Source organism: Brucella tritici, from assembly GCF_008932285.1.
GTDB lineage: Bacteria > Pseudomonadota > Alphaproteobacteria > Rhizobiales > Rhizobiaceae > Brucella > Brucella tritici.
Map to the genome: position 1 here is coordinate 141,392 of NZ_WBVY01000002.1, position 16,166 is coordinate 157,557.

Genomic DNA, 16,166 nt, shown 5'->3' on the forward strand with positions numbered 1-16,166 from the left:
CGCGTAATTATAAATATTCTATCTATAATGATAATTGAAGAATCCATGATGTTATCAGAGTTATCTAGAAAAAGCTCGATCACATCTAGCTTTTCAAAAGGGATGAAATCGATCCTTTTGGCAGATACTGAAAGAGCAAAGCCTTCAACAAATTACAACATATGGCAAAATCACGTTTTTGCCATATGTTGTTTCACGGTTGTGATTTAGACTATTTCAGTTTATCCAATTTAAACTTAAGCATCCGCTGCTTATCTAGTCCAGCTTGTAGAACAGTTTGAGTATATGCATCTCCCGCAGGTTTTTTATAGGCACCGCGCTGCGAAAGCTCATTTAAGATGCATCTATATTCATCAGAGTTTATGCGCGCATATCTGTCCATCGCCTTCGGATATACGAATAAGCACGCCCTTCCATTCTCGTCTCTCCTGAACCCGTGTTGCACCTCGCTTTGTGAAACCGGGCTACCCTTCGTGACTAGTGGAAATTTCTTATGATCCATTGCGAAATCTAGAAACGCGTTAAGCTTCGTTACAATCTCAGAATTCGGCTGAGACATGTTGCAAATAGCTACGCTACAGAGGTTCTTCATGGTTTGATAGTAATCTCCAGGCAATAGCTTGTGACGATGAGCCATACGAGCTGTCGCTGCAAGAAAAGCAAAATGTTCCGCAACGCGTAAATTTTGCGGAAGCATTTCTCTACCCTTCAATTTTGGATGGTTGCCCACATTGGCTAAAAACGCTTCTTCCGTTTTCCTTACAGCCGCTGCAACTTCCTCTCGTTTCTGCTGAGAGAGACTTTTAATCCAGCGTGGGAAAAGACGTCCATAATTCTTCTCGATAGTTTCTTTGACCTGGTTGAAGAGACTGATCGCTCCAATGCCGTCTTCGTCTTTCAGTAAATCAAATATTCCCTTTTCATTATCCGGCAGCGGCAGATCAATGAGACGAACCATATTTCCATTTTCAAATTTGAGCTTCGGTGATTTGAACATATCCTTCAGTGTCTCTTCGCTTGAGAAAAGCTGAATCGAATACAGTGGGCTTGTCGAGCTTGTTGAAAGCACGGTGTGCCGTGTCGCGCCATCATTGTTGTTGAACGTCAAAAGCCTCAGTTTCTTGAAAACCTCAGTTTCATCTCCCTGAATTAGCTTTAAATCCGCAAATGGCGTGCAGATGCCACTAAAAGCAGATTGATTTGACGTCGAAAAGACGTCGGAATTGTCTGGGTTGATGAGTGCGGATTCCGACGGATTGGTCACTGTTGAAAGGTTCACACGCAGCGCAAGCGTTTTGCCTCGACTGGATTCTCCAGAAATATTGAAGCTAACACCGCCCTCTCGCCCCAAAAACGCAGCAAGCGGTGGAGCCAGCGCCGCTACCAATGAGAGCCTCAAATAACGCGAGTATTTTAAAGGTTCTTTGAGCCCGGCCCAGTACTCACTGGTCTTTCCTCGAGCTGACGCACCGTGGTTTAGCTTATTGTCAGGATCAAATCGAACCTGTTGAACGGCTTTCGCATCCGCATTCTGCCCAGTGGGAAAAAAGCCGTAGCGACAAATGAAACCGTCAGGCCGCCATGACGCCTTTTTCACTATTGTGACTGTTTCCGAATCCTTTTGCTGAAGCATCCGCTCTACTTGGCTTCCAAAGTTTTTTATGTGTGGCAAGCCCTTGTTGGTCAGCACAGATTTCAACTTCTGGATGTTGCTCAGTAAGCCCCGTTCAACACGTGTCTGCTTGAAACCTTCGTGCGACGAGGTTGGGTGCTCAATCGTCACCATGATGTTTCCCGTGTCCTCATAAATTTCCTGTCGGACGATTTTCAGTTCATTACCTGCATTTTCGAGATTCATTTTTATGTCCTGTAAGTTGTGCACCCGTGCACCCAGTCGAAAAAGACCGGCTTTGCGGTGTCGTGCACGGGTGCACGGGTGCACGGGTGAAAAAACAGCAATGTGAGTGTTGTAATTTGATTGCGTGTGGCTAAAAACGACACGTTTCATAGGCATAGTGTACGGCCCATTACCTACACCCAGCACCAGTCACGGCCTCCTTAGCTTCACTCGTTTAGCTTTAGCCGTTCGGACGCGACGCTTTATCTTTTGCACAACCTTCAGTTTCACCTTATCGCTTAACAGAAATTGGTCATGCCTATAATTAATGCCAATAGACACCCATCGATCACCAGTTTTTATGTCGCCATAATTAGAAATTAGCTCGCCCAAAAGCTTCGGGTAAGGAAACTCGGGGCTACCGTACTGCGCACCCGGAGCACTTGTTTTGCGTCGCTGTTTAAGCGGCTGCTTACAGACGTAAGTGGCCGCGCGAAGAAACGAGGTGACAGACGGATTTACTTGTCGCACTTCTAGCGGCTTGTTAGCTTCATCACAAAGAACGCCAGTTCCCCCTATGGCCTTACGGATAGCGTTCCTAGCCAGCCCAGAAACCATCAGGTGAATGTGAAAAGGCTTGGCATAAGGTTCGTTATCGACCAAGTTGAAGACCGTTTCGACACTGCCGAAAGCCAACACGGGTGTGTTTGTTTTTGTGGATGAAAGAGCCTCGCAGATTTTCTCGACGACTGGGTGATCGTTAAAATATCCAAACCTTGTGAAATCTCCAGGAGCGATGTTCCAGTCTTTTACGATAACGGTCACCATGTACCATTTCAATTTTCGTAGTTTGTTCTGGGTCACAAAACGTACCAGACGCAAGCGAAACAGGCGCTCACACACGGGACAGAATCCGGAATTGCACCTGCCATTATCAGCGCAGGTTTCAAAAAACATTACTGGGTCAGTCACGTCATTTTGCAAACCGTCGACTGCATTGCAGATGAGCCTGCGTTCTCTACGCGCTTGTTCAAAGCTTTCAAAATTCGCTGGAACGAGCGTGCCCTTAATCCGACGCAGCCCGAGCTTATGCTCGCGCGACTTTATATGATCGATCATTTCATGGGCGAGTTTCACCGCTTCAGCGTTCTCGTAAGATGCCAAATGCTGAAGGAGCTCGTCCTCGAATTCGTCGATACTAACTTCGTTGGCTTGAGTTCGAACTGCTTTTTTCATCGTAACTTCCTTTTGGTTTGGCTTGCAAAAGGAAGGAGTTCGGTACGAAGAAGGCAGAGGCTTCATGGCGTATCGACCCACAATCCCATGCAAACTGTTGCATTTGATTGATGGTCGAAGCACCAACTCCATCTGCGACGCCCTCAGCGCGTCTATTGCGGATGAAGCAGTGTGTGAACTTGGCTTCGGTTATCAGTCCGTTGCGCTCACACAACTTGTGCCACCATGACAGTGGCTCGTTGTACCTCTGAAAAAGTCGTCACTGAGTTATTGGCGACTTAGATGATAGAGATATCGGTGTTCTTGTCGTTGCTGTCAATCGGCTGAGCCAATTATTTTTTGCCTTCATTTATTTTAGCTTTTACTGATATTCATGACGATAATGCTTCCCGGCTGAACATGAGCTCGCCGCTTGTGCGGTTCGATGAACTCTTGTGGCCGAAGCGCTGACCTCGGCAGTCGAAACAGACGATCACTGTCAAAAAGGTAAGCGTGTTGGTCATCGAGTTGCTTGACCACGCACCAATGGTCGAGCGTTCCATATATTGCAGCAAGCACCGCCGTGTCGGGCTGACACAAGCAGGCTTCGATCGTCCCAAGGGTTTCCTCAGCCTCAAGTGGCTTGCTCTGGGCAAACGGTCGTCGAAACAGCAGCTCGATTTTGTGGCGCTCACGCATGCGGTCACGAGCGATGTGCGTGAGTGCGATCATTGTATAGAGCGTGACCCCATGGCTAACTAACTCAAGGTCACCCCGGTTCTTAATGGCGTGATTGGTGAGTTTTCGAAACAGCCCTTCCCAATGCTCGCCTTTTGCAGAAAGCGGTTCATTGCGCAGGGCCCAACGAATGCCGTTGATGAGGGCGTAAACGCCGCAAAGTGAATCGAGGCTGCCCTGGAGATAAGGCCTGAGCTTTGACCGTTGATTATCCGCCATGATTGCGAGCCACTGCTTAATATTCATCAGCGAGCATGATGGTCATGACCCGGACCGTCACATTCGGGTCTGCCTTGTCAGGTGAATGCATCGACAAGCTCTCGTCGTAATAGTCGATTTTCCAAAACACCGAATGCTGGGCAATTTGAACAAAGCCGAAGTCATGCTCGGCATGGGGATCGTTTTCCTCGGTGAAACTGTCAAAGCTGCGAATAGCTTGAACAATGTCGTATATCTCTGTTTGCTGAAGTGCCGCGATCCCTTGTGTCATCACAATGCGACCGCCGATCCCGTATTTGCGCAAGCGATCATTGAGCGCTGTGACGATTTGAGATTGCAATATGTTCTTGTTTTGTTCTTTGTAGTTGATCATGCGAGGGTCTCCTCAATTTAGGATGTGGGTTCATTTCATGATTGATGGATATGGGTGACTGAGCGATACGCTCAGATCATGCGAACGAGCTTCCGCTGCGCATCGCTATCGCCGTCGATATAGGCTTGGGTGGTGGTGATCGATCGATGACCGGCGAGAAGCTGTACATCACGCAGGGATCCACCGGCCTTGTGAACAAGCCTTGCAGCCTGCGTGACAAAGGTTCGTCGCCCTGAGTGCGATGAGCATCCTTCCAAACCGGTGAGCGTATAAATATGCTTAAACCAGTTGACGACGGATTTTGCTGACATTGCCCTACCCCGCTCGCTCAGGATGACAGGGCCACTCAAATCGCCCCTACTCTTTGCGAGCTTTTGCAAAGCTTTTCGAAGATCAGGGTGTATCGGCACGCGCCGAGGATGAGCATTTTTTGTAATACGACCCGGCAGGTTGATGGACGTGCCGAGTTTGTTGTTGGCGTCGAGCAGCATTGACCATTCGATCTTGGCGATTTCGCCTGCACGAAGTCCAGCCTTGAAGCTTAAAAGCAACATGGCGGCATTTCGGTCAGGATGTCGGAGGGCATTTGCTGTTCGAAGCGCTTGTTTTATTTGAGTTGTATTCACCGTGCGGGCTTGCCGGTGCTGCGCCATGATGGGCCTCGACTTGACAAACGATGTCGGCATTAAAGCCAAAAAATCATCGTTTGTCAAGCCGACCATAAAAATATAGAAGTAATATCAATATCTTACGTATCTTCACTCAGTTAAAAACAACCCCATTCACCCCACACAATGCCGGGATATTTTCATGATTGGCCATCACAAAATAGGTGAAGGTTTTCGCGTCAGGACGGTAGTTGCTATAAAATGGCGTATAGCCGGTATAGGCGCCAAACTGGTTCTTGCCATTGACAAAGCCGCATACAACGTAGGTTCCGTCTGGCATTTCAGCAGCGGCAAGATTTCTGTAACGAGCGGATGTCTCGTCGCGAAGGCGTAGTCCGATCAGCTGTTTGACAGCGTTTTCGTCAGCAGAGCTCAACGTGATCGGCTTACCCCTGGCTATTCTCTCCATCGGGCTTTTGTGCTGATCTGCCAGTTGGCGCATTTCTTCAGACGACTTTTTACGGTCTAGCTCATACTCGGCTGCTCTCCGTGCCTCTTCTTCCTGCTTTTTCCGTTGGCGATTAGCCATACGCTTCTGCCAAGTAGAGCCATCATCCTCCGTAGCGACTGCAGCCGCATTCGTGCTCTGCAATGCAGTCGTCTTCTCTCCTGCTTGCGCGGATCCCAACTTTTCGACATGGCTGACCGCATCGATCCATTCCCGGTCCTCGTTGAAGTCCCCTTCAATCCGGCATTCATCATCCATTTGGCAGAATTTGAAGATTTCCCTGCCGACATTGGATTGGGTCAGGAAACCATAGGATTTCCCACCGTCATCGCCACTCACCTCTATAGCGCTGTCGGTCGAACCAACCACTATTCGTCCGATGGTGCTCTTTCGAACAATACCTTTTCCAGGGAATGGTTTGTTGACGCTTTGCTGGCGTTCACCAATTTTCCACGCACATATAGTTGCCGTTGCGCTTTTCCAACAAGCTCCGTCCTGCTGCATATAACCGATGACAATTTCAGGCTTACTATAGCTGCCTTTGCCCGCGTTCCAGTAGCCAGTATGAACAGTCGAGACATGGTCGACATTCACAGCAGCCGAGTACTTGCCCGAATAAACAGTGAAGCTGCCACTTTTATCGGCTCGCCAATGGCACGCGCCATCAGCATATGTTTCGCCGCCGACCGCAATGAGACAATCAATGGCGGAAAGATTGGGCGTTGAATTTGCAGTTTCTGTTGAATGCGGGGCGTTATCATCATCGGCTTCAATCTTTGATCGAGCGTATTCGGCGATCTCTTCAGCCGTCGGCAATGGATAGAATGGCGATGTGATCCCAGCGGTTTGCGGCAGGGTTTTAGGATCACATAGATTCAGCACTGTCAGCTCGCCGCCGCTTTTAAAGGAAAACCGCGTCGTACTTTCAACCATGTAGCTATCTTCCCCCATTTCGACGTCATCGAGATTGCGTCCGCAGGTTTGCTTCACCCGATATTGCGACTGGCCAGCTTTCTCGACATTTTCGAAGCGACAAGCGGAACTGGGCCAGTTCAGCGATTTACTATCCGTATAAATGACGCTCGGCCCCAGGCCGTCAGAGCAATTGCCGTCAGCAGTGGCATAGAATCCTGATTGTATCGGCAAGCTGAAGGTCGAAGCCCCCATACCGCCCTCGGCGCAGGACCAAAGCATATCCAGCGCATTGCTCGAGCCTTTGAGCGAAACGTCATACGTTTCCTTGTTGAAGGATATGCGAACTCGAGCCGCCGTACGGATACGGTTTTCAAGGCTGTCTTCCCCTGCCCCTGATGGCACGACCACTTTATTCTGGAACGACGCACTTACCGTTGTAGCAATGGGCTGATCGTTATCGAATGTGATCGTTCCCTTCCACTCCGTTCCTTTTTCAAGGCGCCAATCAGCTGACACCAACCCGATCTGGAAAGTCTCGTTATTGTTTACATATATAATGGCATGCACATTGTTCTTGACGTGACGCCCCATGACGCAGCCATTTTCGGGGTCTTTTTGCTTTGGAAAAGCAATCCAGCCGTTTTCCTGGAAGATAATTTGCGGTTCGTTGGCGTAGCTCACTGAAGGCACTAGGATGCTCGCAGCAAAACTCAGCGAGGCGATCAACGATCTGAACAAAGACCCATGACCAAGAGCAAGCGTTGACTCTTTTGGGTTTTGGTCGCGTTCAAGCGCTGGCACAGAGGGGTTCTGCTCCATATTCATGTCTACTCCGTTGTGTGAATGTAACGATTGAGGATGGGCGCTTTGAGTGCGGTATATTCTTCCGCCGATATCGCCCCGCTTTCAAATAGCGACTTCAAACGCCGCAGCTTTTGCACAATCTCGGCGTCAGAAAGAGTGTTCGGTGGGGCCGGATCGTTATTCGACCTGCCCGTCGAAAAAGTGCTCGCATTGCTGCCCATACTTGGATCGACGCGAACATCGACTGGGTCATTGACGAAGAGATTGATGCCGCTTTCGCCGCCATTGCTGCCATCTTCGCTGATGTGTGCGTAATGCATTGCCCACACCAAGGCTGCGACCCAACCGACAATCGTGCCGCCGAAAGCAAGATTGACGACGAAAATCAGCCAACGATTGGGATGCTGACGCCGAAAGGCAACAATGGTCGGAATGAATATGACGGCCAGAATGACAATAATCGCAGCGATGAATGCAAGCGCCAAAAGCGCGGTTTGCATATCGCCCTGCCCTGCCCAGGCGCGTTCTGAAAACGCTAGGGTTAATGTCGATGATAGGCCAAGCAGCGGCAATTGCCGCTGCAATGATCTAAAATATTTCCCCATGGCACCGCCTCACCGTGATGGGCGGGTGAGCACATTGGCTTTCAACTGCTTGAACTCATCCTCATCAATCGCCCCCGAGGCACGCAATGATGCGATTTTCTCCAGTTGATCGAGAGAATGTGCGGGAGTTGCTGTTGCTGGCTCAGTTCCAGCAGAACGTTCGTGCGGTTCATATCCCGGCATCGCGTCAAATCGGTTGCGGCCAGGCGATGATGGCAGGCACATGAAAATCAGCACAGCAAGCTGACCAATCAGCGGCACGAACACCGCCAGTAGCCACCAACCTGATCTGTTAGTGTCGTGCAGGCGACGAACGCCCACAGCGATCGATGGAACCAAGTGGGCCAAATACACCAAGCCGGTAATTGCCCCCGCAGGCTCATCAGTGGTCGTGTCGCCAAAAACCTGATCGATCATCAAGGCAACGATCAACATTCCGAACAATACCAGGCTGAACAGCCAGTACTGCGAGCGCGTCGCGCGCCCCGAAAACACAGCATACTGCCGCATGGCATTCACATAATGATGCATGATTACTCCCCCAAGATGGTGTCCAAATGTGCGAAACGGCACGCCTTCAGCTGTGCGTAAGTGCTGAAGGGTGCCGCCAATGATTAATATGTCGAATATATACGATGGATTAACGAGGATCAAGGTGGTCGCGTTCGGGCATGAACGCACGCACCCGAATTGCTTGGAATTTAAGGCAAATACGCTCGAGCCAGGGCATTACGCAGGAAAACCTGGCGGTCGATGCAAATGTTGATCGCACCGCAATTAGCGGCATCGAAACGGGTGACTATAACCCCACTATCGATTTGCTCGAGCGACTGGCTGAAGCGTTGTCGGTCGACATTGTGGATTTGGTTTCCAAAGTGCCAGAAGGAGCTGAAGCGCCCCGCCCCATGCGTGCAGGCCGTAAACCAAAGCGCAGTTAGCAGCGTAGTTGCACCGCAACTTTTACCCGCCCACTTGATCAAGCCCCTCCTCTCAGCACACGCCGCGACAGCACAAGCAGCCGCGCACCCCTTTGATGTCCGTTTTACATATTATAGTTGATAAACTTATAGTATGTAAAGTGCCAACAATTCACGCATGGATGTGCGAAAAATCGTTGGCGATAATGTTGCCCGGATACGAAAAGAAAAAGGGCTGACACAGGAACAAGTGGCGGAGCGTTCAGGCTTCAGCCAGCAGTATTTGAGTAGCCTTGAACGGGGACAGCGCAACCCAACAATTATAACGATTTACGAGCTTTCGTTGGCGCTTGGAACAACCTATTCCAATCTGATTTTGCCGGGAAATACCGAAGGTCATTAGTCTTATCATATGCAGTTTAGTCTGTAGGTATTTTCGATTTGAAAGCACTTTCAATTGGTTATGCGCCTGGTAATTCGTGAACAGTGCATTTTTAATTCGTATCTTTCGAACGCACAACCAAATGGCGTTGACGATTCTGAGCATTTGCAGTTTAGAGTCGTCAACGGCAGAACTTTTAGAGGTTGAGATGGCGGAATACGAAGTTTGGGCAACAAACGACCCCTTCGAGTGGACCCAATTACGTCTGGCGACTGACGACCGGGAGAAAGCCATAAACAAGGCGCATGAAATTCTAGAAAAAGGCCGCTTTCGATTTATCGCTGTCGACCACAATGGCACAACAATTTGGTCAAATGATCCCGAAACGCCAGCAACCTCTGAATAGCAGGCAGCATTATCACCGGGATGTGACAAAAGTCAGCTTTTGCCATATGTTTACTGATCAACAGTTTTCACGTCAGCTTCGCGCGCAATTGCAGATATTACCGTAGGATTTACACGCATTCCAAAGCGGTCATTCCGCTTTTTTGCTGCTAACGACCGTGAAAGGGTGGCTTGCTGCTAGTCCGCTTCTGGCCGCCCAAGCTGGAAAAGCTGTCGTTCAGTTGGCCGTCGAACTTCGGCAGGAATGCACCCCAAGTCCGGACAGCCAGCATCGCTGATACGCTTTCCAAAAAGCAGACGCTTGTTCAGGGAAATTTCCCGAGCGCTTAAACTGCCGGGGTGTTCACTGCGTTCGCCGGCATTGGCCGTATCGGCCCGAACCATGCACCGCAGGCAATTTTCAAGCATGAGGGCGGCCGCGCTCTCGCCAAGCACCATCGTCAGTTCGCTTTCCACTGCCTGGAGCATGTTGGGCGCTCGACCGACAAGGCTCTGATCGAGGTGTGGCGCGATGCCGGCGAATTAGGCCGCACATCCGTACCAACGCTGCGCGCGACTGAAGCGCCTCGGCCAACGCGAGTATATCCGGATATAAATCTAAAATTCCGACGCAATTCTATTGTCTGTTCTATCTATTTCATCCTAGTAAGCCACGGAGCTGCTGTATAATATCTGGCCATGATACGGCATCTAGATTTGAGGTTTGAAGGAAGTGGCTGCGCCGCCGCACATTGGTTGGATCAAGGACACGGGTGAACGTCGACAGACGGCATGCGGGAAAGAAATCCAAATCTGGGAACTCGATCCCGTTGACGACCAAGCCGTTCTGTCGGCGTGGGCGGCACATTTCCGACATCATTACTGCGCTGACGCTGATCTTCCGGCTCTCGTGGACGGCACGGGCAAGAGCAAAGCCGAGTTTCTAAACACGATATTGTTTCCCGATGCGAAGGTGGCACCCGGCCCAAGCCTTCGATCAGGTGACTTTAGCGAGATACTGGTCGCCGACTTTATCGAGTTCATATTGGGATATTGGTGCCCTCGGGAGCTTCGGTATCAGGATCGCTGGAATCGACAGGACTCCACCAAGGGCTGCGATATCGTCGGCTTCAAGTTTGTGAGTAACCAAGGCGAAAACGCGAACGACGAGCTCTACATCTTCGAGTCAAAGTCCGGGTTGTCAGCGACAAAAAACAATCGGCTTCAAGACGCGGTCACGGACTCGATGAAGGACCACCTTCGCGAAGCCATGACGCTGAATGCGATGAAGCAGCGCCTTCTGGTGCGCGGGGAGACCGCGCAGGTTGAGGCCGTCCAGCGATTCCAGAACGAAACCGAGCGGCCCTTCCGTCGCATCAACGGGGCAGCCGCAGTGTTGGACATCGATGTCCTCGCGACAACGAAGCTGGAGGAGACCGACGCGAACGGGCACAAGAACGCGGCAAACCTGCGGCTGCTCGTCATTAAGGGGCCCTCCCTGATGCAACTTGTCCAAGCCCTTTACGAAAGAGCGGCTAATGAAGCCTAGAGCAATCGCGACCAGAGTGCTTTCCACAACGCGGGCGCGGGCGAAAATGCACGAGTTCCGCGTCGCCCCGGAGGATTTCATTGAACTATACCGGGACCCATCGACGCTATTCGATCTGGCAGTGGGTATCCTCGGTGACGTGGCCGCCGTCACCGCCCATCAGTTTCGCGAAGCCGACGGCGTGGAAGGGTTCAATCCGGATGTCGAGCCGGTGAGCTGGGATGGCGAAGAGTTTACCGTATCGGAAGGTCTTCGCTTCGCTTCAACGTTCTTCGACGCCTACCTGAATGCCAAGCTGGACGAGACAATTTCGGTCGAATTCTCGCTTCTTTGCGCAAGCGCCTATTATCTCAACAACAGCGTCGGCAACGCGACTGTCATCGTCAACAAGATGGATGCACCACCGCCGGACTTTGCCGCCGGGTTGGCTCGCCTGGTCTACAAGATTTTGCTCAACGACTTTTCGCCGATCGATGCGGGCTCCGATCGGGTGAATGCCGTCCTCGCCGGCATGAACGGTTTCATGACCTTCGCATCAGGCGTACCAGAGGTGTCTGCCGCCTGCGACGCGCTCCGGGAAGTGGCTTATCAAAACGGCTCGCCCCGCGAGCTGCTCTACGCGGATTTGGCAGCCGCAGCTTGTGCAACCAAGCTCCGAAACGCGTCGCGCACGATCCTTCCTGACGCGTCGGGTCTCGATGCCGCCGCGTGGCAACCCGCGCTCGGAAAATCTCATTTCCCGATCGAACTGTGGCCTGCTCAGCAACGAATAGCATCCGCTGGCCTGCTGCAAGGCCGCTCCGCTGTCATTCAAATGCCGACGAGCGCCGGTAAAACCCGTGCAACAGAATTGATCATCCGCTCGGCCTTTTTGTCGCAACGGGCGTCGTTGGCCGTGATCGTCGCCCCCTATCGCGCGCTCTGTCACGACATCAGAGGCGATCTTGTGACGGCATTTGCCGGAGAACCCATCCGTCTGGACGAGGCTTCGGACTCTTTTCAATTCGATATCCAGCTAGAGCAAATTCTTGCGGTGAATACGGTCCTGATCGTGACGCCGGAGAAGCTGCTTTACATGCTGCGACGCGCGCCGGAGCTGGTCGATCGCATCGGCCTCGTCATCTACGACGAAGGCCATCAATTTGATGGTCTCACGCGCGGGCCGACGTATGAGCTTCTCCTTACGTCCCTGAAATTGACCCTGCCCGAGGCGACGCAGGTCATTTTGATTTCAGCCGTGATCGGGAATGCCAACACGGTTGCGGAATGGCTGGTTGGAGACCCGGAAGCCGTCATCGATGGCGCAGGCCTGCTCCCCACGTCGAAAAGCATAGCATTCGCGAGCTGGCAGGATGCCAGAGGACGCCTTGAATATGTAAGCCCGGCTGACCCCGAAGAAGGCGAATTCTGGGTTCCTCGCATCATTGACGACTTTCCCCTGAACCTTCGCGGGCGCGAACGGGTTGTTCAACGGTTTCCTGCCAAAACGAAGGGCGGCGAAGTCGGCTTATTTCTCGGGCTCTATGTTGTCGGCAACGGCAGCGTCGCGGTCTTCTGCGGCAAGAAGGATAGCGTGACGACCGTCTGTCGGCGGGCCGTCGACATTTTTGATCGCGGCGCAAATTTGCCGAAGCCCGTAGATGTGTCGGACGCGGCGGAAATCGAGAAACTCAGACGTCTGTCCGAAGCACATCTTGGACCCGATGCTGTGGCGACAAAAGCGGCGGTCCTCGGGATATTCGCCCATCACGCGGATACGCCCCAAGGCCTTCGGCTATCGATCGAGCATGCCATGAAGGTGGGTCTGGCCAAATTTGTGGTCTGCACCTCCACGCTTGCGCAGGGCGTCAATTTCCCTCTGAAGTACCTGATCGTCACCTCCACACGCCAAAGTGCGGCGAGCATCATGGTGCGCGACTTCCAAAACCTGATGGGTCGCGCGGGCCGCGCCGGAATGCACACCGAGGGAAGTGTGATCTTTGCAACCCCGTCGATATTCGATCAGCGCAACGACTATAGAAACCGTTGGCGCTGGAACGAGGCGAAGGAGCTGCTGGACGCGTCCAAGTCAGAACCGACGAGAAGCAGCATCCTCAACCTGTTCGACGATTACGAGCAGCGGCAGAAAGACGCGCCGCCGGTGGTCCTGCCAATTCAACCCCAATGGCTCGACCTGGCTTTCGCGGACCAGGCCCGGATCGAGGTGGTGGTGCAGGAAGCGCTCAACATACAGCCGCTCATAAGCGCGGCTGAATTTCGGAAATTTATCGAACGCCGGGCACGGGCGATCCAGGCCATCGCGGCTTTTCTCGTCGCGAATATGACATTTCTGGAAGAGGAAGGTCAGGATCGGGTTTCAGACCTCGCCTCGCACACGCTGGCCTATCACCTGGCACCCGAGGAGGTTCGCCCTGCCCTTGTCGATGTATTCAAAATGATCGCTGACGCTATCGCCGCGAATACGGACGGCGACCAGCGAGCGGTGATCCGGAAGTCGCCGCTGCCGCCAGCGATCATCGCCGAGCTACAGGCTTGGCTTGCCGAGAATGCGGCGGAGCTTCGCGCGGCGATCGAGGCAGACCAGTTACTGCAAGTGGCGGGCGAGAAGATCATATCCTGGAACTCGGCCCCCTCCATCCGATCGTTGTCCGACGATGGCTTTTTACCCGAGGCACTGGCGGATTGGGTCGCAGGCCGCCCCTTCCACCATATCCATGCGAAGATGGCGGCGCTGGGCATCCGGGTCAGCGGCGATCATGCAACCGTCGAGGACGCTGTCGCCCTCTGCGAGGGGGCCTTTGCCTATGACTTGGCGATGATCACCGCCTCCCTCGCCGACTTCGCCGAGCCGGTGGACGAAACCCTCTTCAACGGCTTCTCTAGGCTCCAGAAGCAAATCAAATACGGGCACAGCGATCTAGCCGCTATCGCTTTCATGGAGTCGGGTTTTGCCGACCGGGTGGTGGCAAACTTCCTCTCGGTTTTGTGGAACAATGTGCGTGACCGAGACGGGGTGCGCACAGTCTGTCGGCATGAGGCAATGCTTCCGGCACTGGCGGCGTATCCATCGTATTTCTCATCGGTTGCGGCCGAGATTGCTGCATAGGGTTCATGGCCTGCCATCCCGTAAAGCTGCATCTCAAATGCGCCGGACCGTATGCGCCAAAACGTATTCAGGCTTGGCCGGGATTGGGTCAGCAGACGAATGACAGCTTCATAAGGCTACCACGCTGCTGGCGGACAAGTCCGCATCAGGCGAAATCCGGCCGTTGTTCGATCGGCCTGCAACAATGTTCGGTCTTGCGGTCTGCCGATCAGTTAGCGGTCAGGCTGCTACCGGCCCCAATTCCGCCATTCATGTCTCTCGGATGGATGACCGGTTTCGGGTGCCGACGAAAACTCCCCAACGGCCGCAATGGCGTCGCAACCGGCCGATCGGCAATGCGCTTTAAAGCGGACATTCGCTCGAAGCAAGGCACTGTCTGTTTTGGGGCCTGTAGGAGCCCCTGTGGTCCTCGACGTTGGAAACTCCTGCCAAAGTTCGGGATGTGGGTCGGCTATCGTTAACGGAAGCTGCGTCTGCTCCATAGATCTTTTGACAATGGATAGGGCGTATTGCCGCCAGTCTGCTGGACTGGCGACCGTTTGCTGTTTAATCGTCGAGTCCACCCAATTTGACCGCACCGCCCGCACTGCCGACAGGACAGTCTGCATAAGCTGAAAAAGCTCAAATACCACTGAGGCTAACGCGAACCTCTGCTGCGCGAGCGAAACCGTCCAAGCCTGGATATATGCGACCATGGGAAAGGCCCATTGCGTCTAGCTCTGCAATAGCAGGACGAGCATCTCCAACAGGTAGCGTGTATTGAAGCAACTCGACTTCTCCCTCAGGAAACTGCGAAACGTATTCCTCTAAGGAGTCCGCCGGATTCTTTAAATGGGTGAATTTACCTAGTTGATTTTTGATCCGCGGATTCCAAATAGCTGGAACCTTCACGATTGGACATCCTTGATCTTCTGTCCATGCAGAATTCGAGGCGTCAAGCATCCAAACGGCCACATATTTTTGAAGATTCAATGCGGTGAAGCCATCAGGTTTACGATAACCATATCCTTGGCGGACATGACCGCTAAAAGCAAAAAACGCTGCTACAAAGGGGCTTTCTGTCCAATCGAGTAACCTTGTTGGCAGGCCATGGTGCTGACCCAGCCCCAACATGGATGTTGGGTTGCTGCGGAGGCTGTCAGGCATATCTTCCAACTCGCACTCGGCAGTAAACTCCTGAAGCAATCTTCCTGCTACTGTATTTTTGCTTCCTCGCTCACCTGTGTACCAACGATCAAATGTTGTACTCAATTTCCAACCATCGGAACCTTGTCCACGGAAAAGAAATTGTCCTTTCCTAAAAATTCCATCATGAGAGGAATCAGCAATAATCCTGTTGCGGAATTCCTCCCAAGAACCGCATCCAATTTGTCGAACATTTTTAGATATTACTCGTTCCCCGCGAAAAATGCACAACGTGTATGCTCCATTTCTTTCTATTGAAAATAGCTTATGGAGGCATGATTAAAGCGGAGATATGAAAGAATTGTTTCTGTGAGGCTCAACCTATATTCCTCAATCCTTGGGATTGGTTTTTGGGCAAAATACGTTTGCGTGCCACATGTTATTTCTTCCAAAGATTAGCTTGAAACCCTGTCTACGCAGATCGATGACAGCAGGCACCTGAGTTAACTGCGATTGGCTTGCGACGTGAAGAGTATGGCACACACTCGCTCCGGCGAACGAAAGCAGCTATGATCTAAAAGGCTACTGGCAACTTTCGCGCAATCCAAATCCTGCTCGAACACACCAAGATTGAGAATACGGTCAGATATCTTGGTGTGGACGTAGAGGATGCTTTGGTATTAGCAGAGCATACTGAGATTTGAATCTAAATGGCCCTGCTAGAGTGGAGCCATATATTGCCTCACATAGGTGAGAATACGCTTACAAAGCGGTTAAGCGTTTTATCTCGGTCGCTGGAAGCTCCTGCGGCTTTTCTACAAAGCGCATCTGCCTTCTGTGCTTCCGCCCAGCTAGAACAAGATCGACTAAATCGACCTTTG

At 52.0% G+C, this 16,166-nt stretch carries 15 protein-coding genes and 1 pseudogene; 6 read left to right on the plus strand and 10 right to left on the minus strand.

Translation table 11 applies throughout. From position 1 onward, the window contains the following. Nucleotides 1–211: 211 nt before the first annotated feature. From F9K94_RS06205 to F9K94_RS06240, 8 genes are all read right to left on the minus strand, one after another. Nucleotides 212–1,858 (minus strand): DUF927 domain-containing protein, encoded by a 1,647-nt coding sequence (locus F9K94_RS06205; RefSeq protein ID WP_112813563.1) that lies wholly within the window; start codon nt 1,856–1,858, stop codon nt 212–214. A 189-nt stretch (nt 1,859–2,047) separates the two neighbouring features. Continuing rightward, entirely contained in the window at nt 2,048–3,073 is a 1,026-nt protein-coding gene (locus tag F9K94_RS06210; RefSeq protein ID WP_151644288.1) for a hypothetical protein, read from the minus strand. 354 nt (nt 3,074–3,427) lie between these two features. Next, on the minus strand, nt 3,428–4,036 hold the full coding sequence (locus F9K94_RS06215; RefSeq protein ID WP_151644290.1) for a hypothetical protein: 609 nt from the start codon (nt 4,034–4,036) through the stop codon (nt 3,428–3,430). Continuing rightward, nucleotides 4,026–4,382 (minus strand): DUF3768 domain-containing protein, encoded by a 357-nt coding sequence (locus F9K94_RS06220; protein ID WP_151644292.1) that lies wholly within the window; start codon nt 4,380–4,382, stop codon nt 4,026–4,028. The genes F9K94_RS06215 and F9K94_RS06220 overlap by 11 nt, the downstream gene beginning before the upstream one ends. A gap of 71 nt (nt 4,383–4,453) precedes the next feature. After that, nucleotides 4,454–5,035, minus strand: coding sequence for a tyrosine-type recombinase/integrase (locus F9K94_RS06225; protein WP_151644294.1), 582 nt, complete (start codon nt 5,033–5,035; stop codon nt 4,454–4,456). A 109-nt stretch (nt 5,036–5,144) separates the two neighbouring features. Then, nucleotides 5,145–7,238, minus strand: coding sequence for a hypothetical protein (locus F9K94_RS06230; protein ID WP_151644296.1), 2,094 nt, complete (start codon nt 7,236–7,238; stop codon nt 5,145–5,147). A 2-nt stretch (nt 7,239–7,240) separates the two neighbouring features. Then, on the minus strand, nt 7,241–7,717 hold the full coding sequence (locus F9K94_RS06235) for a superinfection immunity protein (RefSeq protein ID WP_094513210.1): 477 nt from the start codon (nt 7,715–7,717) through the stop codon (nt 7,241–7,243). 114 nt (nt 7,718–7,831) lie between these two features. Continuing rightward, entirely contained in the window at nt 7,832–8,353 is a 522-nt protein-coding gene (locus F9K94_RS06240) for a DUF805 domain-containing protein (protein WP_151645304.1), read from the minus strand. A gap of 140 nt (nt 8,354–8,493) precedes the next feature. Between F9K94_RS06240 and F9K94_RS06245 the strand changes: the two genes are divergently transcribed. The 3 genes from F9K94_RS06245 to F9K94_RS06255 all read left to right on the plus strand — a co-directional run bounded on the left by F9K94_RS06245 (nt 8,494) and on the right by F9K94_RS06255 (nt 9,527). After that, the gene (locus F9K94_RS06245; protein WP_151644298.1) at nt 8,494–8,760 is read left to right on the plus strand and encodes a helix-turn-helix domain-containing protein; all 267 of its coding nucleotides are present in this window, start codon (nt 8,494–8,496) and stop codon (nt 8,758–8,760) included. A 157-nt stretch (nt 8,761–8,917) separates the two neighbouring features. After that, entirely contained in the window at nt 8,918–9,142 is a 225-nt protein-coding gene (locus F9K94_RS06250) for a helix-turn-helix domain-containing protein (RefSeq protein WP_151644300.1), read from the plus strand. 121 nt (nt 9,143–9,263) lie between these two features. Next, nucleotides 9,264–9,527, plus strand: a complete 264-nt coding sequence (locus tag F9K94_RS06255; RefSeq protein ID WP_151644302.1) for a hypothetical protein — start codon at nt 9,264–9,266, stop codon at nt 9,525–9,527. 176 nt (nt 9,528–9,703) lie between these two features. Here the strand turns inward: F9K94_RS06255 and F9K94_RS06260 are convergent, their stop codons facing one another. Then, the gene (locus F9K94_RS06260; RefSeq protein ID WP_151644304.1) at nt 9,704–9,994 is read right to left on the minus strand and encodes a hypothetical protein; all 291 of its coding nucleotides are present in this window, start codon (nt 9,992–9,994) and stop codon (nt 9,704–9,706) included. A 235-nt stretch (nt 9,995–10,229) separates the two neighbouring features. Here F9K94_RS06260 and F9K94_RS06265 point away from each other — a divergent pair, with 235 nt between their 5' ends. Then, nucleotides 10,230–11,054, plus strand: a complete 825-nt coding sequence (locus tag F9K94_RS06265) for a hypothetical protein (RefSeq protein WP_210250246.1) — start codon at nt 10,230–10,232, stop codon at nt 11,052–11,054. Nucleotides 11,055–11,100: 46 nt separating this feature from the next. Beyond that, nucleotides 11,101–14,160, plus strand: coding sequence for a DEAD/DEAH box helicase (locus tag F9K94_RS06270; protein WP_192799455.1), 3,060 nt, complete (start codon nt 11,101–11,103; stop codon nt 14,158–14,160). Nucleotides 14,161–14,781: 621 nt separating this feature from the next. Here F9K94_RS06270 and F9K94_RS06275 read toward each other — a convergent pair. Then, a complete protein-coding gene (locus F9K94_RS06275; protein ID WP_210250247.1) occupies nt 14,782–15,576 on the minus strand; it encodes an FRG domain-containing protein in 795 nt (264 codons plus the stop codon). Between the two features lie 212 nt (nt 15,577–15,788). Between F9K94_RS06275 and F9K94_RS24650 the strand changes: the two are divergent. Further along, nucleotides 15,789–15,989: pseudogene (locus F9K94_RS24650) on the plus strand (integrase); the annotation flags it as partial. Between the last annotated feature and the right edge of the window lie 177 nt (nt 15,990–16,166).